This is a genomic window from Paenibacillus jiangxiensis, from assembly GCF_046098255.1.
GTDB classification, from domain to species: Bacteria; Bacillota; Bacilli; order Paenibacillales; family Paenibacillaceae; genus Paenibacillus; species Paenibacillus jiagnxiensis.
On sequence record NZ_JBJURI010000018.1, the window covers coordinates 68,132 to 90,156 of the forward strand.

Annotated in this window: 18 protein-coding genes and 1 riboswitch; of the genes, 13 read left to right on the top strand and 5 right to left on the bottom strand. The window is 52.2% G+C overall.

From position 1 onward, the window contains the following. Positions 1–22: 22 nt before the first annotated feature. Positions 23–1,096, top strand: a complete 1,074-nt coding sequence (locus ACI1P2_RS17710; RefSeq protein WP_355321178.1) for a M42 family metallopeptidase — start codon at positions 23–25, stop codon at positions 1,094–1,096. A 103-nt stretch (positions 1,097–1,199) separates the two neighbouring features. Here the strand turns inward: ACI1P2_RS17710 and ACI1P2_RS17715 are convergent, their stop codons facing one another. Beyond that, positions 1,200–1,910, bottom strand: a complete 711-nt coding sequence (locus ACI1P2_RS17715; protein ID WP_355321179.1) for a metal-dependent hydrolase — start codon at positions 1,908–1,910, stop codon at positions 1,200–1,202. 213 nt (positions 1,911–2,123) lie between these two features. On the opposite strand from ACI1P2_RS17715, the gene ACI1P2_RS17720 reads away from it, so the two are divergent. From ACI1P2_RS17720 to ACI1P2_RS17745, 6 genes are all read left to right on the top strand, one after another. Beyond that, the gene (locus tag ACI1P2_RS17720; protein WP_355321180.1) at positions 2,124–3,137 is read left to right on the top strand and encodes a methionine ABC transporter ATP-binding protein; all 1,014 of its coding nucleotides are present in this window, start codon (positions 2,124–2,126) and stop codon (positions 3,135–3,137) included. Then, complete coding sequence (locus tag ACI1P2_RS17725; protein ID WP_355321181.1) at positions 3,127–3,792, top strand: methionine ABC transporter permease; 666 nt, start codon at positions 3,127–3,129, stop codon at positions 3,790–3,792. The genes ACI1P2_RS17720 and ACI1P2_RS17725 overlap by 11 nt, the downstream gene beginning before the upstream one ends. 47 nt (positions 3,793–3,839) lie before the next feature. Further along, a complete protein-coding gene (locus ACI1P2_RS17730) occupies positions 3,840–4,682 on the top strand; it encodes a MetQ/NlpA family ABC transporter substrate-binding protein (protein WP_355321182.1) in 843 nt (280 codons plus the stop codon). 203 nt (positions 4,683–4,885) lie between these two features. Then, positions 4,886–5,941: a glycosyl hydrolase gene (locus tag ACI1P2_RS17735; protein WP_355321248.1), complete on the top strand. Its 1,056-nt coding sequence runs from the start codon at positions 4,886–4,888 to the stop codon at positions 5,939–5,941. 252 nt (positions 5,942–6,193) lie between these two features. Then, positions 6,194–7,090, top strand: coding sequence for a copper amine oxidase N-terminal domain-containing protein (locus tag ACI1P2_RS17740; protein ID WP_355321183.1), 897 nt, complete (start codon positions 6,194–6,196; stop codon positions 7,088–7,090). Between the two features lie 93 nt (positions 7,091–7,183). Continuing rightward, the gene (locus ACI1P2_RS17745) at positions 7,184–9,088 is read left to right on the top strand and encodes a PAS domain S-box protein (RefSeq protein ID WP_355321184.1); all 1,905 of its coding nucleotides are present in this window, start codon (positions 7,184–7,186) and stop codon (positions 9,086–9,088) included. Between the two features lie 74 nt (positions 9,089–9,162). Here the strand turns inward: ACI1P2_RS17745 and ACI1P2_RS17750 are convergent, their stop codons facing one another. Further along, positions 9,163–10,380 carry an aminotransferase class I/II-fold pyridoxal phosphate-dependent enzyme gene (locus ACI1P2_RS17750; protein ID WP_355321185.1) on the bottom strand — a complete coding sequence of 406 codons (1,218 nt, stop codon included), beginning with the start codon at positions 10,378–10,380 and terminating at the stop codon, positions 9,163–9,165. A 154-nt stretch (positions 10,381–10,534) separates the two neighbouring features. Beyond that, a complete protein-coding gene (locus ACI1P2_RS17755; protein WP_355321186.1) occupies positions 10,535–11,557 on the bottom strand; it encodes an aldo/keto reductase in 1,023 nt (340 codons plus the stop codon). A 111-nt stretch (positions 11,558–11,668) separates the two neighbouring features. Here ACI1P2_RS17755 and pdxR point away from each other — a divergent pair, with 111 nt between their 5' ends. From pdxR to ACI1P2_RS17785, 6 genes are all read left to right on the top strand, one after another. After that, the gene (gene pdxR / locus ACI1P2_RS17760; protein ID WP_355321187.1) at positions 11,669–13,081 is read left to right on the top strand and encodes a MocR-like pyridoxine biosynthesis transcription factor PdxR; all 1,413 of its coding nucleotides are present in this window, start codon (positions 11,669–11,671) and stop codon (positions 13,079–13,081) included. 361 nt (positions 13,082–13,442) lie between these two features. Further along, a riboswitch (cobalamin riboswitch) is annotated at positions 13,443–13,613 on the top strand. A gap of 175 nt (positions 13,614–13,788) precedes the next feature. Further along, positions 13,789–14,727 (top strand): nickel ABC transporter permease, encoded by a 939-nt coding sequence (gene nikB, locus ACI1P2_RS17765; protein WP_355321188.1) that lies wholly within the window; start codon positions 13,789–13,791, stop codon positions 14,725–14,727. Continuing rightward, entirely contained in the window at positions 14,728–15,570 is an 843-nt protein-coding gene (gene nikC / locus ACI1P2_RS17770; RefSeq protein WP_355321189.1) for a nickel transporter permease, read from the top strand. It abuts the gene before it with no gap. 16 nt (positions 15,571–15,586) lie between these two features. Beyond that, positions 15,587–17,209 carry an ABC transporter substrate-binding protein gene (locus tag ACI1P2_RS17775; protein WP_355321190.1) on the top strand — a complete coding sequence of 541 codons (1,623 nt, stop codon included), beginning with the start codon at positions 15,587–15,589 and terminating at the stop codon, positions 17,207–17,209. After that, positions 17,209–18,117: an ABC transporter ATP-binding protein gene (locus tag ACI1P2_RS17780; protein WP_355321191.1), complete on the top strand. Its 909-nt coding sequence runs from the start codon at positions 17,209–17,211 to the stop codon at positions 18,115–18,117. The genes ACI1P2_RS17775 and ACI1P2_RS17780 overlap by 1 nt, the downstream gene beginning before the upstream one ends. Continuing rightward, positions 18,110–18,892 (top strand): ABC transporter ATP-binding protein, encoded by a 783-nt coding sequence (locus tag ACI1P2_RS17785; protein ID WP_355321192.1) that lies wholly within the window; start codon positions 18,110–18,112, stop codon positions 18,890–18,892. Before ACI1P2_RS17780 ends, ACI1P2_RS17785 begins: the two co-directional genes overlap by 8 nt. A 157-nt stretch (positions 18,893–19,049) precedes the next feature. Here ACI1P2_RS17785 and ACI1P2_RS17790 read toward each other — a convergent pair whose 3' ends face one another. Next, entirely contained in the window at positions 19,050–20,315 is a 1,266-nt protein-coding gene (locus tag ACI1P2_RS17790) for an amidohydrolase (protein ID WP_355321193.1), read from the bottom strand. 68 nt (positions 20,316–20,383) lie between these two features. Beyond that, positions 20,384–21,901, bottom strand: a complete 1,518-nt coding sequence (locus tag ACI1P2_RS17795; RefSeq protein WP_355321194.1) for an AbgT family transporter — start codon at positions 21,899–21,901, stop codon at positions 20,384–20,386. Positions 21,902–22,025 lie beyond the last annotated feature (124 nt).

Consider the following 22,025-nt stretch of genomic DNA (forward strand, 5'->3'; position numbering starts at 1 on the left):
TTAATTAGGAGTGAAAAACAGCATGGAACAGCAAACGTTGGAGTTATTCAAAACATTAACCGAATTCCCGGCTGCGCCCGGCCATGAACGGGCGCTCCGCGCCTGGGTTAAGGAGCGGATGTCCGCATATACGGAAGAATTTGTACAGGATCATCTTGGAAGCTTGTTCGGGGTTGTCCGCGGGAATGAGCAAGGTCCAAAGGTAATGGTTGCAGGGCATTTTGATGAAGTAGGATTTATCGTGAATGGCATAACCGACAATGGCATGATCCGGTTTCAGCCTGTGGGTGGCTGGTGGAGCCAGGCCGTGCTGTCGCAGCGGCTGCAGGTGATTGCACCTGGCGGGCCTGTCATTGGGGTCGTCGGCTCAACGCCAACTCATCTGCTGGATGACACAGCACGCAGCAAGCCGGTAGACATGAAAGCGATGTACCTGGATATCGGCGCTGACAGCCGGGCTGATGTGGAAAAGCTCGGCATTGTGCCAGGCATGCAGATCGTGCCTGTCTGTGAGTTCACACCACTCGCGAATCCGAAGAAAATCATGGCCAAAGCCTGGGACAACCGCTATGGCGTTGGTCTTTCCATAGAACTGCTCGAAGCCGTACATAAAGAAAAGCTGCCCAATATCCTCTATACAGGCGCAACCGTGCAGGAGGAAGTAGGACTGCGCGGGGCTCGAACAGCAGCCAATCTGATCCAGCCGGATATTTTCTTCGCCCTTGACTGCAGCGCAGCCAATGATATGACCGGTGATAAAAATGCGTACGGCCATCTCGGTCAGGGCGCCCTGCTGCGCGTATTCGATCCGACGATGATCACCCACCGCGGTCTGCTGGAATATGTGAAAGATACGGCAGATACCCACAAAATCAAGTACCAGTATTTCATTTCTCCGGGAGGGACAGATGCCGGTCAAGTGCATGTCAGCGGAAAAGGTGTGCCGTCCACCGTCATCGGCATTTGCGGGCGCTATATCCACACGTCCTCTTCTATTATTCATACGGATGATTACGATGCAGCCAAGGAATTGATCATAACTTTGGTAAAAAACCTTGACCGCACAACCTTGAATACGATTATCGAAAATTCCTGAACGAACGGTTTCGGATTTAAAAAGAGCGAGTATCCGTGGCGGATTTCCACCAGATACTCGCTCTTTCTCCATACACGCGGCACCAGCGATTTGAAGAATACAGTCAGATTGCCGCTTGAACAACAGCGTAGATGGCCAGCAAGAGCGTCAGAACGATGCCCACCATCTCCACCCTTGCCCCTTTCCTCGTCCCCGTGCTCATCAGCTTGAAGCGCAGCTTCCAAGGCAGCGGCGGCAGCGGACGTATCCCGTTGTTCGTCAGCGAATCCAGAAGCAAATGCAAGGTATAAGCAATTCCCCCCGCAAGCCAGATGCTGGCTCCATACTGCTGCGTAGTGCCAAACAAGAGCCCCGTCCAGGCCGCAATTGCATAGACCGTGTGTGTCAACCCACGATGAGGCACGATCGTGCAGATCATCAGCAGACATCCCGCGATATAGTTCCAGGGCGCATAAGTCGTGCCATACCACGCAACACCAGCCCCGATGACGAAGATAATCACCTTGCGCATCATACGCGAAGGCATAAACGAGGCGGCCACGATGAGTATGGCCAGAATGAGATTCCATGGAGCAGGCGCAGCCTCCGTAAAAAACACCCAGCCCGCGGCCGCGACCATCAGCAGCTGAACGACCCGGAGCATCCGGCCGGAAAGCGTTCTGGTCAGCAGCAGCGAATTCGGTTCATCGATATCCGGAAGCAGTGCGCTGACTGCAGCAACGGCAGCCGCCGGAAACGTAATATCATATCCGTTCAGCGCAAGCACGGATAGCGAAACTCCGGTACCGATGATTAAATGGGCTCTTCCCATCATGTTGTACAGCATCCTTTCCCACAACGGGCAAAACCGTTTATAATTTCAAACCGTTCTACATTATATAACAGAACTATAACGGGAACAATAGTTCGCTTTTTATGAATTATATGTCCATCGCATTGAATAATAATGCAGCTTACGATTGAAAGCGATTGACACGCAAACGCATACATCCCTATCATAATAGTTGGTCTTCAAGGGGGGAATGCCATGATCAAACTAATAGATTTGAATAAACAATATGTTACTCGCAACAAAACCGTCCATGCCGTCGATCATGTTAATTTACATATCCACAAAGGTGATATTTACGGCATTGTCGGATACAGCGGCGCTGGCAAGAGCTCGCTGCTAAGATGCATCAATCTGCTTGAGCGCCCAACTTCCGGCCAGGTGATTGTCAACGGAACGGACCTGACGAAGCTGCCGAAGAAAAATCTGCGGATTGCCAGGCAGAAGATCGGTATGATTTTTCAGCATTTCAATCTGCTGTCCAGCAAAACCGCTGCTGAGAATGTTGCCTTCAACCTGAAGGCTGCGGGCATGAAAGAGCAGGCGATACCCGGGCGTGTTAAGGAGCTTCTTGAACTGGTTGGTCTGGCGGACAAAGCGGACCACTACCCTTCCCAGCTCAGCGGCGGGCAGAAGCAGCGGGTCGGCATCGCCCGGGCCTTGTCCAATAATCCGGATGTGCTGCTCTGCGATGAGGCAACTTCAGCTCTGGATCCGAAGACGACCGAATCCATTCTGAAGCTGCTGAAGGAAATTAACCAAAAGCTGAGCCTTACCATTGTCTTGATTACACATGAGATGGAAGTCGTGAAGGAGATTTGCAACCGGGTGGCCGTCATGGAGAACGGCAAAATTATTGAGGAAGGTGACACCTACTCCATATTTGCCGCTCCGCAGCAACCTTTAACCCGCGATTTTATCGACAAGGTGCTGCAGTACAAGCTTCCTGAACGGCTGCTGGAGCGGAGCAGGGGCGTTATTGTCAATATCCTGTTCCGGGAGTCCAAAGCGGAGGAAGCCATCGTGTCCGAGGTGCTGAAATCCTGTGGTGTTACGGGCAATATTCTGCACGGCAAAATCGAATATATCCAGGACAAGCCCATGGGCTTCTTCATCATGGAGCTGACCGGACCCGATACGGAAATCCGGAAAGCCATTGCGATGCTGACGGATAGAACTGCAGGAGTGGAGGTGCTGCGTAATGTTCTCTGAACGATGGGCTGAACTGCTCCCGGAAATGTGGAAGGCTTTCTATGAAACTTTATACATGGTCGGCGCATCCCTGCTGATTGCCGTCCTGATCGGCATCCCGCTGGGTGTGCTGCTCTTTGTCAGCGGACGCAGGCTGTTCTGGAATAATCCGGTTCTGTATATGCTGCTCGGTTTTATTTCCAATCTGATCCGCTCCATTCCATTTGTCATCCTGCTTGTTCTGCTGCTGCCGATGACCCAGCAGATCGTCGGAAGCACGATCGGACCGACTTCCGCCATCGTGCCGCTTGCCGTGGCCGCCATCCCGTTCTTCGCACGGCTGGTGGAGACCTCCATGCGCGAAATCGACAAAGGGGTGATCGAATCGGCCGTGGCCGCCGGCGCTTCCCCATGGCTGATCATCCGCGGGGTGCTGCTGCCGGAAGCGAAGCCGGGCATTACGGCTGGACTGACGATTACAGCCATAAGCCTGCTCGGCTTCTCGGCGATGGCGGGTATTGTCGGCGGCGGCGGAATCGGGAATCTGGCCATACAGTACGGCTATTACCGGTACGACAATTTCGTGATGTTCACCACCGTGATCGTACTGATTGTCCTTGTCCAGATTATTCAATGGATCGGGGACTGGGCTACGGCGAAGGTAAGCAAAAAATAAACACAGCCTCATCACATCGTAAAATTGATGAACAGGAGAGATAGAACATGAAAAAATGGCTTACACTAATTGTTATTACAGGATTGTTAAGCGTTCTTGCAGCGTGCGGCGGGCAGCAGGCGGATAGCGGGAATAGCGCCTCCGGCAGCGAGCCGGCCAAAAAAGATATTAAAATCGGCGCAACGGTCGGCCCGTACAGCGATATGGTCACCAAGGCCATCAAGCCTATTATGGAAAAGGAAGGCTATAACGTTGAGGTCGTGGAGTTCAACGACTATGTGCAGCCAAACAAAAGTCTGGCCAATGGCTCCATTGACGCCAACCTGTTCCAGCATATTCTGTACCTGGAGCAGTTCAAAAAGGATAACAAGCTTGAGCTGAGCGCACTCATCAGTGTGCCAACCGCTCCGGTCGGCATCTATTCCAACAAATTCAAATCGATTGACGAAATTCCCGACGGCAGCACCGTGACCGTTGCCAGTGATCCAACCAACCTCGGGCGCGCCCTTCTGCTGCTCAAGGCTGCTGGACTGATCGATGTAGGCAATCTGGATCCGGCAACCGTTTCGGAAAAAGATATTACATCCAATCCGAAAAACCTGAAGTTTGAGCCGGTCGAGGCCGCTCAGCTGCCAAGAACACTGGACAGCGTTGACGCCGCGGTGGTCCCCGGCAACTTCGCCTTGTCAGCAGGCATGGACTTGAACAGCGCTCTCCAGTTGGAGAATGTGCCTGAAAATTACCGCAACCAGGTCGTCGTCTCCACTGCCAATGAAAATGCGGATTTCGCCAAAGCGCTGAAGGCCGCAGTGGAATCACCTGAATTTGAAAAAGTTATAGACAGCGACTTCCAGGGCTTCTCCAAGCCGGAATGGATGCAAAACCGCTAATCTGTGACTAACCGCCCACCATCAGTGGGCGGTTTTTTTGTACATATCATTAAAACGTAGGTAGTTCATTAGAATCATTGTTTTCTGTAAAAGTTGCAAGCTTCTTACATAGGTTATAATATAGTACTAATCCTGCATTATACATATTTCGACATCAAGCTTTTAAAAAATCAGATGAGTCACATATATTTGCAGAAAGGATGATGGTTGTGAAAAAGCGACGAAAGAGCAGGCTGATTTTAAAAGCTGCAATGATATGCCTTCTATCTGTTTTTTTATTTGCAGAATCACAGCATTCATTACCTGCCAACGCAGCAGCCCTGCCTGTAAACGCCAATGCATCACAGGAGGCCCGCAGCCTGCTTTCCTATCTTTCAAGCATTTCCGGCAAACAGCTGATTACCGGCCAGCATGACTATTTGGAAAGCCCGGACGAGCTGAGCAATAAACTGAAAACCATCAGCGGCAGCTATGCCGGACTGCATGGCTATGAGCTGGGGGCAATCTCCAACCAGAGTGCGGAGGAAGCGGCCAAACAGCGGAATAATGTCATCTCCTCCGCTATTCAATGGAACCGGAAGGGTGGAATTGTCACCATGACGTTCCATCAGCCGTTGCCGGGGACAGCACGAACGTGGAAGAATGTGCAAGCTAAGCTCACCCAGCCGCAGTTTGACAAGTATGTCACTCCCGGAACGCAGGAATATCGTCAACTAATCGCTGATCTGGATGACGTGGCCGTCTATTTGGAAAAGCTGCGTGACGCCAATGTCCCTGTCCTGTGGCGGCCCTATCATGAAATGAACGGGGACTGGTTCTGGTGGGGAAAGAAGGATAATTTCCAACAGCTCTGGGACATCATGTATGACCGATTCGTCAATGTCCATCATTTGAACAATCTGATCTGGGTGTGGAACGCGAATGCCCCGAATCAGAATTCGGCCCCATACGCCGCAGTATTCCCCGGACTTTCCAAGGTGGATATTCTCGCCGCCGATATTTACGATAACGACTTCCGGGACTCCTATTACCAGGGCCTGCTCGCGCTGTCCGGCGGAAAACCGATCGCTATCGGGGAGAACGGAGAGCTGCCGAGTGCTGCGGTGCTTGCAAAGCAGCCCAAGTGGGTATATGCCATGACGTTCGGAAAGCTGCTTACAGAGCAAAATTCAGCCAATGAGATTAAAACATTTATGAACGCCAACAACACATTAACGCTTCCTGATGTGGTAAAAGCCAGAGGAGCGTCATTAAAGTAACAGATTAAAGGGAGCTTCAGCCGAACCGGCCGATCTCCCCTTTTTCATTTCTCCTGTCATTCCCTCGCCCCCCTCTCACTTGTCTTTCTCTCAGCCGATAACCTGCCGTGAATCCAAAGCACTATTTCTACCAGAATCCGAGTAAGCTTTGGTAATTTATGCTTTTAATTTCGGGCCCAGACCAAGTAAAATTAGTGGTGCATAGGTCACAAAAGTGGTTAATCTATTCATTGGAAAGGAAGAGAAGACAAGTTGAGCAAAAAATTTCTGTATTCAGCCTTACTTTTGACTGTCCTGCTGCCCTTCTGGCTGACAGGCCATGCATGGGCGGGCAAAAGCTATCCATTCACCGTAAACGGCGTTGAGGTTGATGCTGGCGGCAACGCCCCTTTTATGGATGACACGTTGGGCGCCATTTATGTGCCCTCCCAGTTTTTCAGCAAGCATCTCAATGCGCAAGTTAAATGGGATGCGCTCACGAAAAGCGTCATTATTCAGAATGAGGATACAGCCGCCGAAATCCGCTTCAAGGTCAACGAAAAGGCCATAACGGTAAAAGGAACCGCCAAACCGCTGAGTACACCTGCTGTCATCAGAAACGGCCAGGACGGGCGGCCGGCGACCATGGTCCCACTGCGGGCCACGCTTGAAGGAATGGGAGCATCCTTGTCTTGGGCTAAATCCAATACTGTCCTCGCGATCAAGACACCGTGGCGAATTCCCGAACTGGAGACGGACGTAAACGCCTGGGAGCCCTATGGAGTGCAAAAGGAAATCGCCCCCGCCCTCTTCAATGGAATCAAATACAAGGACGGGACCCTGAAGCTGAACATCCCGCAAATTCCCGGCAAAACGGTTGAGGCTCTCCTGATTGACGGCGCGGACGCTTCAAAAGCACCCGAAGAGATTAAGCAGGGCAAAACCTATAGCTTTAATACAAGGGATTTTTCGTTGAGCATTCGGGTTAAGATGCCCAAGGCGGACGATCGGACCCAATCTGTGGTCTATGATTCCTATGAAATCTATACCATAAGTGCTGCCAAACGAATATCGGAGAACTACATAGAAGGAGACCTTACCGTAGTCGACCGTTACCAGCACTACATCCCGCTCACGCGGGTATATGAAGCGCTTGGCATCAAGCTATAGGTGAAGTGATTGCTGATTTCAAATGGTATTTTTCAAAAAATAATCGTATGATGTTTACATAAAATTTTTAAATATACCGGAGGAACGGACGATATGAACATCGCTGGAAGCGCAAAACAGTCATTCTATGAATATGTCTACAGATATGCTTCTTTCGGGATCATTCAAATATCGCTGGATGGGGCGTTCGAAAGTGTAAATCCCGCCGTAAGCCGGATGTTTCAGTACACAGAGGATGAGCTTCTTAGCTTCAGGTTCGGTCAACTCTCCCATCCGAACGAGCCCTTTCAATCCCTGGCTGACGTCAAACCTCTGCTTAAAGAGAATGCTATCGAATTTCAACAACGTTATATTCAAAAGAGCGGCAATATTATGTGGTGCCTGGTCAATTTAAGCCTGATCCATGACGAACAGGGAACACCTCTGTATTATATTTCTCAAGTCATTGATATAACCGCACAGAAGAACTCGGAAATCAAGCTGCAGGAAACCGTGGAGCGCTACACCTCCCTGAAAAGGTATAATCATGATGCGGTCATTTCCTTCGATCTGGAGGGTAGAATTATCAACGGCAATAAAATGGCCTCCAAGCTTACTGGCTATTCTATCGAGAAAGAACTGGCCGGGATGGAGATCTCCAGGCTGATTGGCGAAGCAAATGTCAGGAAAATTCTCTCTCAGGCCTTGCATGATGATACGGTAGAGCAGCAAATAGACACCATCGTAACCAAGAATGGCAGCAAAATTCCTGTACTGTCCAGTATTGCGCCTATTTATATCAATCAAAAGAATATCGGTTTTTACCTGATTGCCAAGGATATTACCGAGCAAAAGGAGCTTCTGCTGGCGAAAAATATAGCGGAGAGCACCAATAAAGCCAAAAGTGAGTTTCTGGCCATGATGAGCCACGAAATCCGCACACCGATGAACGGTGTGATCGGCATGACCGATATTCTGCTGGAAACGACCGAGCTGAGTGACGAACAAAAAGAATATTTGGAGATCATCCGCAGAAGCGGAAACACATTGCTTTCCATCATTAACGACATTCTTGATCTTTCCAAAATCGAAGCGGGAAGAGCCGATCTGCAGGAGACGATCTTTGATGTACGCCAGTGTATAGCCGAAACGTTGGACATCCTGTCACCAAGGGCGGATGAGAAGCGACTGTCCATGACCTACTCCATCAGTCATGATGTGCCTGATTACGTATATGGCGATGCTGATCGAATCAAACAGATATTGATCAACTTAGTCGGCAATGCCATCAAATTTACGCCAAGCGGTGAAATCTCTCTGGGCCTCCGAAAGATCAGCAAGGATCATGAGCAGACTCACCTGGAATTTACCGTAAAGGATACTGGAATCGGTATTCCGCCGAACCGACTTGAGGAAATTTTTGAACCCTTTTCCCAAATTGACCACTTTATGAAAAGGAATCATGAGGGCACCGGTCTGGGGCTTGCAATCAGCCAAAAGCTCGCCCATCTTATGGGCGGAAGCATAAGAGCTGTAAGTGACGGCAAAAACGGTTCCACTTTTACTTTTGAGGTAAGTCTGCAGCAGAAAGGAAAACCGGTTCTCCAGGATGAGTCGGGTGTTGGGAGGGCGGGAACTTCGCTAAATATGCTGATTGCAGAGGACAATTATATCAACCAGTTGGTTTTGCGAAAAATGCTTGAAACGATGGGACATTCGGTTACGGTGACCGAAAATGGCGAGGAAGTTGTCAAGACGGCCGCATCCGGAGGATACGATATCATTTTCATGGATGTTCATATGCCGCACATGAACGGTTATGAAGCGGCGAAGGAGCTAAAAAGTGTCCTGCCGGCTGACCAATGCCCTTTGATTGTGGCCGTAACGGCCAATGCACTGAAGGGCGACCGCGAAAAATGCCTTGACGCAGGCATGGATGAGTATGTAAGCAAGCCGCTGAAGCGTGAGGTCTTATCCAAAATCGTAGATAAGTATATAAATACCAGGCTGACTACCTGAGCGCCCCTATGGAAAAGAGCAGATCCAGCTGGACCTGCTCTTTTTTTCATCTGTATTCCTGCTGAATATCGCCATTATTCCTTCAGGAAATCGCCGATGCGTTGTGCTGCTTCCAGCAGCATTTCTTCTTCCTGTACGAGAGCAATGCGAACAAAACCCTCTCCCTGAGCGCCAAATGCACTGCCCGGAACCACAACAACCCCGGTCGACAGCAGCAGCTCCCGTGCAAAACGCCGGGAATCCCACGGCTCCTGTCCCGTACGAAAGCGGCCGGGAAGCGGAGCCCAAAGGAACATGGTCGCCTTTGGCTTCGGGATATCCCAGCCCTGGACTGCGAGGGCCTCAACCAACACGTTGCGACGCCGCTCATACAAAGGCGCTACGCCTCTGTCTTCCGCAGGACGCTGCATCGCCTGCTCAAGGGCAGCGATGGCCGCCGTCTGCACCGGCTGGAATACACCATAATCAATGTTCCCTTTCAGCTCGCGCAATGCGGCAACAGCCTCGCGGTTACCGGCTAGAAAACCGATGCGGCAGCCTGCCATGTTGAAGCTTTTGGAGAAGGAATGAAACTCGACTGCCGTATCCAACGCGCCGGGAATCTGCAAAATGCTGATCGGACGATAGTCATCAAAGCCCATTTCCGAATATGCCAGATCATGAACTATAAGCACATTCCACTTTTTAGCCAAAGCAACCAGCTTTTCAAAAAAGGCATAGTCCTCCTGAACAGCAATCGGATTGCCCGGGAAATTAAGCAGGATGAACACCGCCTCCGCCCATACCTCATCCGGAATTTCGTCCAAATCAGGCAAGAAGCTGTTCTCCTGCCGCAAGGGCAGCAGCCATGGCTTTACGCCCGCGATCGCGAGCGAGCCAAAATATATCGGGTAGCCCGGATCAGGGACGATGGCCGTATCTCCCGGGTTGCAGACCGCCTGGGCAAGATGGGCCAGCCCGTCCTGCGAGCCCATCAATGCCAGTACCTCCGCCTCCGGATCAAGAGTTACTCCAAACCGGTGCGCCATCCAGGCGGCTGCCTGCCGGCGGAATGCGAGACTGCCGCTTGTCCCCGGATAAGCGTAGCTGTCTTCCGCGAGAACCGCCTGGCTCAGCACTTTCCGAACCTCTTGGGACGGTGCGCGGTCCGGACTGCCAATGCTTAGATCAATAACGTCCTTTCCCGCCCGCCGTGCTTCCTCCTTCCACCCGGCAATCTCCGCAAATATGGACGAGCCCAGGTGATCTAGCTTCTCCGCCCGCCATCTCTGTTTGATATCACTGTATGCCACTGCACGCACCCACTTGTTTTTTCAACTATTATAACATGATCCATTAATTTGCATGATTGATATTAAGGGGCGTCCTATCTCTGAAAAGCCCTTCATCAGCAACGAGCACTCGTACTTCCATGTTGAATGCCTCCCTCCATCTTACTGTGGCGGATTACTCTCCGCTTGATGCTGCCGATTTGTCACCCTGCTGGGCAAGCAGCAGTTCGATCTGCTCCATCTGTTCTCTGCTCAGCGGCCCGAATTCTGCAGCCTTTACATTTTCCATCACCTGGGTAACATTGCGGAACCCCGGAATAGGAATGGTCGACTCGCTTCTTCCCCAGAGCCAGGCCAGAGCCCCTTGCGTCAAAGAACGGCCGCCCGAAGTTAATATTTCGCGGATATTGTTCAATTGTGTGATCATGTCTGGCGCAGGCACGCCGTTTTTGAAATACGTGAGCCAGCTCAAATCGCTTCTGCTACGGATATCATTTGAATCGGTTACTGTCACGGCATCCGAGTATTTGCCGGTGAGCAGGCCCATCGCAAGCGGACCCCTGTTGATGCTGGCCAGCTGCTGCTCCTCACACAGACGGATCATATCCGCATTATCCTTGAACAGATTCATATCATGTTGAATAGCGGTGCAATGCGGATTTTCGGCAAAAATACGGGCACGCTCAGGGTAATCGGTAGACCAGCCGAAATAGCGGATTTTCCCCTCGACCGCAAGCTCTTCAAGCACTTCCATAACCTCCGGTGCCAGCTCCTCGGGGTAATCGTTAAGATGAAATTGATACAAATCAATATAATCGGTATTCAATCTTCTGAGCGAAGCTTCACATGCCTGCTTGATATAAGCGCGGCTTGCCTTCTGTCCCGTTGCCTCTTTTGTCTGTTCATTCGTCACATTACCGAATTTGGTGGCAAGCACCACCTGGGACCTCCGCCCCTTCAAAGCCTGCCCGATCACCCGCTCGCTATGGCCGGCCCCATAGTTATCCGCGGTATCGATAAATGTAATGCCGGCGTCCATCGCGCAGTGAATCGCGGCAATGGATTCCTGATCATTTACCTGTCCCCAACCGAAGGCCTCTCCGGTTTTCCCATCATGCCAAGGACCTCCTATAGCCCAGCAGCCCAATCCCAGTGCGCTGACCTCTATTTCCGATCTCCCCAATTGGCGTTTTAACATGTTCTTCATCTCCTTTGTTCTTCCATTCCCGTTCAGTATAATAAGAGACAATAAAGATCATAAGAGCCAATAACCGTTTTATTTTTAGGAACCAATCGGGAGGGATAGCCATTGTTCGGATTTGCTCCGGCACCTGGTGCCGGTTCCATAACAAAGCAATTATACGATTACTTGCGGAATCAAATTGAAAACGGTTCACTCGCCCCCGGACTGCAGCTGCCTCCGACACGCAGAGCCGCTCAGGAGCTGGGCATAGCGCGGAACATTGTAATCGAAGTTTATGAGCGGCTAAGCGCAGAGGGATATTTAAGTACGCAAACCGGCTCAGGCACTTATATCGCCGAAAATGTGCAAAACGAGCCTGTCCGGCTGACTGCGCAAGAAGCGGCTGCGGCCGCCATCCAAGCTCCTGTCATCCATGAAATTGATTTTGATCCGGGCGCTCCTGATTTGCGGCATTTTCCGCGCAGGCTATGGAGTAAATATGTACGGGAAATCATGAGCTATGAAATGGACCACATTTTTGATTATGGCGATTGCCGGGGCAATAAAGCGTTGAGGGAAGCTATAACACGTTATGTGTACCGTGCCAAGGGTATCCGCTGCAGCCCGGATGATATCCTCATCACTTCAGGCACCTCGAACAGCATACTGCTGCTTGCCTCCTCTTTCTCCGGTCAATTTCAAACGGTTTATATTGAAGATCCAACGATTGGGTTTACCGGCGATATTTTTGGGCGGTTAAACTATGATATTCATCCCGTTTCAGTGGATCGTGAAGGGCTGGTGATAAATGATATCCCTCCTACGGCCCCCCAGGGATTCATCATTATCACACCTTCCCACCAATTCCCGACAGGCAGTGTTCTTTCCCTGCAACGCAGGCAAGAAGCTGTAGAACTCGCCGAAAGGACGGGACATTATATTGTGGAAGACGATTATGACAGCGAATTTCGCTATCAGGGGAACCCTGTTCCGCCCCTGCAGACGCTGGCCCCCTCGCGGGTGATTTATGCCGGCACGTTCAGCAAAACCTTGTCACCGGCGCTGCGGATCGGCTTTCTGATCGTGCCGCCAGCCATCATGGATCAGGTGCTGCAAACGAAGTGCGATATGAATTTGACTTCCTCCGGTTTTACCCAGTCAGCCCTGGCCCGCTTCATAAATGACGGCCATTTCGAAAGGCATATCCACAAAATGAAGGCACTCTATAGAAAGAAACGTATTTTTCTGGAAAAGAAGGTTCGTCAACTGTTTAAGGATGAAGTCCGGATTTTGGGGGATGAGGCTGGTATGCACGTACAGCTCGCATTTCCTCCCGGGGAATATGGGGATGCCGATTGGCGCCAGCTGGAATCGTACGGCGTGCAGATCGGCACCTTTGAAGACTATGCAAAAATCAAAGGCGCCTACCCAGGCAGGCTGGTTCTCGGCTATGGGAACTTGACGATGGAAGAGATTGACGAGGGTCTGCGCAGACTGCATCAATTTACCGAAACGGTCAAGCTTGGGTTAAAAGGCTGAAAGAAGCAGAAAAGCTTTGCCCATTCCATGCACGCCCGTTATACTGAAGGAGCATGCCAAGAGGATGCGCAGTGTTATGTAATGCAAGCATGCTGATCATGGCTTCATTTATTATCAACAATCATATATGGAACTGGGTGCCCCATCTACAAGTGAGTGTTCAAAAAGTCAGGTTTTTAGCACCGAGAAGGTTGAATGAAGCTAGGGACTGAGGAGCGGAGCGTACGTTGGGTACGTGAGCACCTGAAATGTTTCCGCAGGAAACATACTTCGGAAGCATCCGCTTAGTCCCGGCTGAATTCAAGATTCGATGTCGAGTCCGCTTCCTGACTTACTTCGTGATCAAAAGATGACTTTTTGAACCCCCTCTACAAGGATGGCTGCTTAAAAGGGAAGTCCGGTGCAATACCGGCGCGGTCCCGCCACTGTAACAGAGGAGTCGCAGCAAGTGTCACTGGGTTATAACCCGGGAAGGCCGCTGCAAGGATGATGATTCTGGAGCCAGGAGACCTGCCCGTTCAACAACACGGCAATGCCTACGGGAGATAGGAAGGTGTTACAAGAGTCCGATTTTCATTGAAAATCAGTCTATTTGGAGCGACTTTTTTCCGTTTTTATGCGGGAGAAGTCGCTCTTTTTGCTTGTATATTTTCAACATGCTGTTATGCAGCAGTATTTACTACCCTCAGGAAAGGACGGCGAATGGCGTGAGCCGATATATTGTCCAAAGATTGCTCCAACTGGCCGCCGTGCTGCTGGGCATTTCGTTCCTGACCTTCCTGCTCACCTACCTGTCGCCGGGTGACCCTGCACGATTGATGCTGATGTCTACAGGAGTTACTCCCTCAGAGGAACTGGTCGCACAGGTGCGGACGGAGCTGGGGCTGGACGAGCCTTTCCTTGTTCGGTATGGCTCATGGGTCCTGCATGCGCTGACCGGTGATTTTGGCATGTCCTATAAATACGGATATCCGGTGACAGAGGTCCTGCTGTCCAGAATGCCTGCTACGCTGGAACTTGCCGGTGCCGCTCTGCTGCTGGTGGTGCTGATCTCCTTTCCGCTGGGAATGACAGCTGCAAAGCAGCCGAATCGTGCGAAGGACTATTTCATCCGTGTGTTTTCCTTTGCAGGGCTGTCCATGCCGAGCTTCTGGCTGGGACTGCTGCTAATGCTGCTCTTCGCAGTCAGGCTGCAGCTGCTGCCGGTCATGGGACGGTCAGGAGTCCGCAGCCTGATCCTCCCGGCCTGCACGCTGGCTGTGCCGTTGATTGCGCAGTATAGCGGGCAGATTCGCACGGTGCTGCTGGAGGAAATGTCCCAGGATTATGTGATCGGGGCCAGGGCGCGTGGTGTGCGGGAGGGCACGGTCATGCTGCGGTATGTTCTGCCGAATGCGCTGCTGCCGCTAATGACGCTGCTTGGGATGTCTGCAGGCGCTTTACTTGGCGGCGCAGCGATCATAGAGAGTGTGTTCGGCTGGCCGGGCGTGGGTCAGCTGGCGCTGGAGGCGATCATCGCACGCGATTATCCGCTGATTCAGGGTTATGTCATCTGGATGGCCGTCATCTATGTATCTATTAACTTGGTCGTGGACGTTTGGACTCATATACGGGACCCGCGGCTTAGACTTGGAGAGGACGTGTAGATGAGAATGCTGATACAACAGCTGGCACAGTTATGGATACAGCAGCGGCTATTCTCCATCTGGTTTGGACTGGCCGGACTATGGCTGATGCTGGCGATATTCGCCCCTTTATTGGCTCCACATGATCCCCTTGCAACGGACTTCACGAAGGTGCTGCAGCCGCCGGACAGGCAGTACCCCTTGGGAACGGATCAACTGGGACGCTGTGTGCTGTCACGGGTGCTGTACGGAGCAAGGACCTCCTTGCTCATGACCTTCGTTTTAGTCGTGGTTGTTGCTGCGATTGGCGTGACGATTGGCGTACTGGCAGGTTATGCGGGCAAATGGGTGGATAGCGTGTTTATGCGGCTCGCGGACACACTGATGGCGTTTCCGGGAATTATTTTTGCCATTGCGGTTGCGGGCATGCTTGGTCCCGGTCTGATTCACACCGTAGTGGCACTCTCCGTCGTGTGGTGGGCCAAATATGCCCGCATGGTGCGCAGTCTGGTCATTCAGCATAAGCAAAAGGAATATATCACTGCCGCTGCGCTCGGCGGGGCACGCCCTGTCCGTATTCTGGCGCGCTATATCCTGCCCAATGTGCTGCCGCCGCTAATCGTTATGGCAATGATGGATATCGGCGGCATGTTATTGTCCATCTCGGGTTTGTCCTTTCTCGGACTCGGCGCACAGCCGCCAGAGCCGGAGTGGGGAGCGCTGTTGAACGAAGGACGAAGATATATGCAGACCGCACCCTGGCTGCTGATTTATCCGGGTCTTGCTATTTTTTGCACGGTCATGATCTTTAATCTGCTGGGGGACAGCCTGCGTGACGTGCTTGATCCCAGACATAAGCGCTAGAATGGGAGGAGATATAATGAATAGGCGGAACAATGCTTATTACACGAATCGATTTGGAAGTATAACTGTATGGGTGTTCATGGTGCTGCTGCTGTCTGCATGTGGTGGAACAGCGGGCAATTCCGGCTCTGGCGGTGCAGAGAGTACACAAGCTGCTGGAGCTGCGGGTTCTGCTGCGGCAGGAAATGAAGCAACTGCGGGCAAGCACCTGAATGTGGCATTGTTCTGGTTAGGGACAAATCTTGATCCGGCAGAGGAATGGAACGGCTGGACGTTGACACGCGCGGCCATCGGTGAAACGCTCATCCAGTTCGATGAGAAGATGCAGATGGTTCCCAAGCTCGCAGATCGCTGGGAGCGATTGGATGATAAGACCTGGCTATTCCATATCCGCGAAGGGGTAACCTTCCACAATGGGCATCCGGTGACGGCAGAGGCAGTACAGAAGTCATTTGAACGCTCGCTGTCCCTGAACCCGCGAGGCAAGTCCACGGTTCCGATCGCTTCGATGAGCGCCGAAGGCCAGAACCTGACGATCCGAACCCGTGAACCGTACGCCTCCTTGCCGGGTAACATTGCCGAGCCTTTGTTTGTCATCGTAGACACGACTGCGGATACGTCTGCTTTTGCCCAAAAGCCTATTGCCACTGGTCCGTATATGGTTACTTCCTATACACCGGAGCAGAAGATTGAGACGAAGCGATATGAAGGCTATTGGGGCGGTGTGGCCGAGGTGGAGAGCATTACGTTCAAATACATAGCCGACGATAATACGAGAGCGATGGCTCTACAATCCGGGGAGATTGATGTAGCCAGCAATGTAGGCCGCAGCCAGCTGCCTCTGTTCCAGGACAGCTCCCGTTACAGAATTGATGAGATTCCGGGTCTGCGCACCCAATTTGTCTGGTTCAACTACAAGAATCCGGCATTGAGCGATATCGCAGTCCGCAAGGCGATCTCCTATGGCATTGACCGGGAAATGTATGCGGGTACACTGGTTGGGGGACAAGCAGCCAAAGGACCGTTCACTTCGGCGCTGCCTTTTGGATATGACCAAATCACAGGATATACCTATGATCCCGAGCAGGCTAAAAAGCTGCTGAGTCAAGCGGGCTATGAGGATCACGATGGTGACGGTATCCGGGAAAAGGATGGGCGAAAGCTCTCCCTCCGGCTGATTTTGAATGCCTCCTATGAGTCCGATTCCATCGTCGCGGAGGCGATGCAATCCCAGCTGAAGGAGCTTGGTGTTGGTTTGGAGCTGACCTCTTATGAGGATTTGACGGATGCGCAGAAGAGCGGCAACTTCGATCTGGCGCTGACCAGCATCAATACAGGCATTACCGGAGACCCGCAGTATATTCTTGACTTTTACTTCAAGACCGGCGCGGAGTGGAATATCGGGGGCTACAGCAACCCTGAGCTGGACGAATTAATCAACAGCCTGTCCTCGGAATTTGATACTGAAAAGCGACACGAGATTGCCGCCAAGGCGCAGCAAATGATTCTGGATGACGCGCCTTACCTGTTCGTGACCTACACGCCAATCAATATTGTGAGCAAGAGCTCGGTTACAGGGGCTGCGATGTATCCGATTGATTTCTATCTGCTGGATCGCAATATTCGGTGGCAGCAATGATGAGAGCTTCCGCTGACAGCATCCGTGATCTGGCTGGGGCAGCGGATACGCTGCTTCGAGTGGACCATCTGAGTGTCAGCTATTCTGCCAATGAGCAGCCTGCCTTGCACGACGTGAGTCTGTCCGTGAAGCCTGGTGAGGTTGTTGCGTTGGTCGGCGAGAGCGGCAGCGGCAAATCTACACTGCTGCGGGCTGTGATCGGCCTGCTGGGAGCTGGTGGCCGTATCACAGCAGGAGATATTACGCTGGAGGGCCTCTCGCTTACCGGGCTGAGCAGACGTAGCTGGGAAAGCATCCGTGGCCGGCAGATCGGGATGGTATTTCAGGATAGCGGCGCCTACTTGAATCCTATCCGCAGAATTGAAAGTCAATATATCGAGGCCATTCGCAGTCATTTACGCCTATCGAGGCGTGAGGCTTATCAGCTCGCTTTGCAACATTTGCAACAGATTGGGCTGAAGGACCCGGAGCGTGTCATGAAGACATACCCGAATCAGCTCAGCGGAGGCATGAAGCAGCGTACGGCCATTACTATGGCCATGACCTTGCAGCCGAAGCTGCTGCTGGCGGATGAACCGACCAGCGCGCTGGATGTGCTGGCACAAGCCAAAGTGCTGGAGCAGCTCAGGATACTTCGTGACCACCAGCAGACGGGCATGATTCTGGTCACTCATCATATGGCGATTGCGGCCACGATCGCAGATAAGGTGGGCATTATGAAAGAGGGAGCTCTGCTGGAGTGGGGAAATACCGCTCAAGTGCTTCAGGAGCCGCGTGATCCATACACCCGTGAATTGCTCGCCGCCGTACCTGAGCTAAAAGTGTCGGAATTACATGTATTGCACAAGCCGGAGAGGCTTTTGCCGAAAATACCGGCTGTGGGGAAAGGGGAAATTAAACGTGCTTGAACTGCAGCAATTGACCAAGACTTATCTACTGCCCAGTGGAAAAAATGTCCCCGCACTGCAGGCGGTCAATCTGGTACTGCAGCCGGGAGAATGGCTGGGGATAGTAGGCGAAAGCGGAAGTGGCAAGAGCACGTTGGCACGCTGCATCGCCCACCTGGAGACAGTCACCTCCGGCCGGATGCTGTATCGGCAGCAGGATGTAACGAGCCTGCGCAGCGAAGCGCTGAGACAGCATTACAGGCAGATTCAGCTTGTGTTCCAGGAGCCGGGCTCCGTGTTCCATCCCCGCATGCGCATCGGCGAATTTCTGCGCGAGCCGCTGCTCAACTATAAGCTTATGCCGAGGCGGCACATGGCAGCGGAAATCGGCACGCAGCTGGAGCGTGTGGGACTCTCTCCTGCAATGGCTACCAAGTATCCGCATGAGCTTAGCGGCGGTCAGCTGCAGCGGGTGATGATTGCCCGTGCGATCAGCATGCGCCCGGAGGTAATTGTGTTGGATGAACCGACCTCAGCCCTGGATGTATCCAGTCAGCAGAAGATTCTGGAGCTGCTATCCACCCTGCGCCGGGAAACCGGGGTCAGTGCAATCTTTATTTCGCATGATTTGGCTGTCGTGCAGCAGGTCTGTGAACGGATTGCCGTCATGCAGGAAGGACGGATTGTAGATATCGTGGCTGACAGCCGCCGGCTTGTTCCATCCGAGCTCCATCCTTATACACGCAAGCTGATTGATGCGGTGCCGACGATCAATAAGCTTGCGTATCGCAGTTAGGATGACACTCTAAAGAAACATAGCTGATAATTACTTTGGAGTTGTCTCTTGTTTAAATGGACATAAAAAAAGATGACTCCTGATGAGTTCAGAAGTCACCTCATGGCGGCATAAGCCTAAAGGGAATTTTTATGGCAGTCCACAACTGGGGTTACAGTCAAACCCCTGGTTGTTTTCTCGCCAGGCGTTCCAGCAAAGTGACCGCGTGCGGCAAGACAGCTTCATGGATATCAAAATCGGGATGATGATGCGGTGCGGGCAGGTCGGTGCCGATAATCATGTACGTCGCTTTGCCCCCCTGTTCCTGCACACGCCGGATCATATAGCTGGCATCCTCGCTGCCGAGAGCCGATGCGTCGGAAAATGGCTCGGCATGCGTGAATCCCGGAATTTGCGCCGCTTCCCCGGCCGCCAGCTCAGCCAGCTCCGCATCGCAAGCGATGGGAATGGCACCCCCGATGATCTCTACGCTGGCGTTCAATTCATGCATGGCTGCGCTGTGCTCAATGATCTGGCGTACCCGCCGTTCCAGCTCACGGTTCGTAGCTTCGTCCGCCGACCGTGTTTCAATGACCATACGGGCATGGGCCGGAATAATGTTCGCCCCGCTGCCCCCTTCCAGAATACCGACATTAATGCGGGTATCGGCTGTGCTGAAGCGGGGTAGCGCATGAATATTCAGCAGAGCTGTCGCCGCTCCCAGCAGCGCGTTGCGCCCTTCCTCCGGGGAAGCGCCGGCATGGGCCGACACACCGCTGAAATGTGCAGCAAGCTTGGTCGTAGCCAGAAATCCCCTTGCTGCGCCCCTCATATGCCCTGTCGGCACTCCGGTGCCCAGATGCATGCAGAACAGGCGGTCTACACTGTCCAGCATACCTTTTTGCACCATGGCATAAGCCCCTCTGACCCCTTCCTCGGCCGGCTGAAACAGCAGCCGCACCTTGCCGGCGAACTGCCTGTCGCGCAGCCGCTCTGCCAGGGCCAGGCCGATGGCGGTATGCCCGTCATGTGCGCAGGCGTGCATGATTCCCTGATGACTGGAGCGGAATTGATGATCTGCGGGAAAATGCCCAGCTTTATCGCTCTCCGGAATGGGGAGGGCATCCATATCAAAGCGGAAGGCGACCGTCGGACCATCGCTGCTGCCGTCAAGCTCTGCGACCACGGCCGTGAATCCGCCACGCATGCGCTCAATGACAGCCGGAGCTGCTCCTTCCCGCCGCGCACGCTGGTAAGCCTCCTCCAGCACCTCCTCTGAAGGCAAGCCGCGGCGTGATTCGCCATCCATCGTATCCTGGCCATACGTGACTTTGTATCCCCAGCCGCTCAGCAATTGCACGGCTTTGGCTGCAGTTCTGAATTCCGTGAATCCCAGCTCGGGATATTGATGCAGTTCTCTGCGAAGCTCTATAACATCTATCATCAGTATTCTCCTCCAAACATGAATGCGTCGAACAGGTGCTGATTTGCAAATGTCCGCGTCACCGCCGCCTACAATCTCGGATGCGCTCCGGGGCCGAGCGGCAAGTTAAACACGTACCATATAATGACCATCAGCGTCCAGGCAACAAAAAAAGCAATCGAATACGGCAAAATCAGCGAGTAATACGTTCCCAGCCTGGCATCCTTCCTGTACTCCTGCAAAAAGCCGACAAACAGCGGAACGAATGGTGATACGGGAGCGAGCGGAATGATGACCGAATCCGATACCCGGAAAATCATCTGCGTAAATGCAGGATGGAAGCCAAGCAGCATCATCATCGGGATAAAGACAGGTGCCAGAATGGACCAGATGGCTGAGCCGCTGGCAATGAACATGGTCAGCAAAGCAGACAGGAATACCAGGCCAATAATGACCGGAATGCCGTTTATGCCTGTCTTCTCCAGCAAATCGGTAATCGTCAGTGCGATAAACTGCCCCATGTTGCTCCAGTTGAAAAAAGCGACGAACTGCGACAGCGGAAAGACCATGACAATAAATCCGGCCATCGTTTTGATCGGTTCCATCAGCAAACCGGGGATATCATTCTGGGTGCGGATCACTTTCATTTTTATGCCATAGGTGATCGCCACTGTAACGAAAAACAGCAAAATAATCGGAACAATACCGGACAGGAAGGGTGAGCCCATCACGCTTCCGGTATCCGGGTTGCGCAGAATACCGTTCGGGGGAACCACAAGCAGGGCCATAATCATGATAAAAATAAGTGCGGCAATTCCTGCTGCGCGCAGCGCCTTGTTCTCCTCCGGTGTAGGGGCCTCCAGCTTGTACGGCTGCTCTCCTTCATAACGTCCCAGCCGCGGCTCCAGAAACTTGTCTGTCATAAAGCCGGCAATCAGGGTCAGAACAATAACGGAAGCAGACATAAAATACCAGTTATCGAGCACCGTAACGCCTGTATTCGGATCAATGGAAGCCGCCACCTCTGTACTGATGCCGGACAGAAGCACATCCGTCGTCACAATGAGGATGTTCGCCGTAAAACCTGCGCCCACACCGGCAATCGCCGCGATAAGCCCCGCCACCGGATGTCTTCCTACAGCCAGAAACATCAAGGCTCCAAGCGGAGGCATAATAACGAGCGCCGCATCAGAGGATACATGGCTCATGAATGCAATGAAAATAACGATATAGCTGGCAAAACGCGCATTAACACGAACCGCCATCTTTCTCATAACGGCCTCAAGCAGGCCTACCTTCTCCGCAAGTCCGATGCCCATAACCAGTGCAAGAATGGATGCCAGCGGCTTGAAGCTCGCAAAATTCTGGACGATATTGGGGAGCATCCACTGAATGCCTTCCCGGCTCAGCAAATTTTTCACATGAACCTGCTCACCGGTAATGGGATTGTAAGCCGAAGCTTTAAACCAGGATAAGACCAGCGTACTGACCATTAAGATGGCGATCAGATAAATGAACAGCAGAAACGGATTGGGCAGCTTATTGCCCACTTTCTCCACCCATTTAAACAATCCTGCATTCTCTTCTGCTCCAGCTGCTTTGACCATACCTCTCTTCTACCTCCCTGTCTTGATGGACCTGAATCAGCGATGACCGGACCCCTGAATAAATTCTTTTTCGTAATTAACGAACACATAAAGATAATGTCGTAATTTATGACATTATATAATC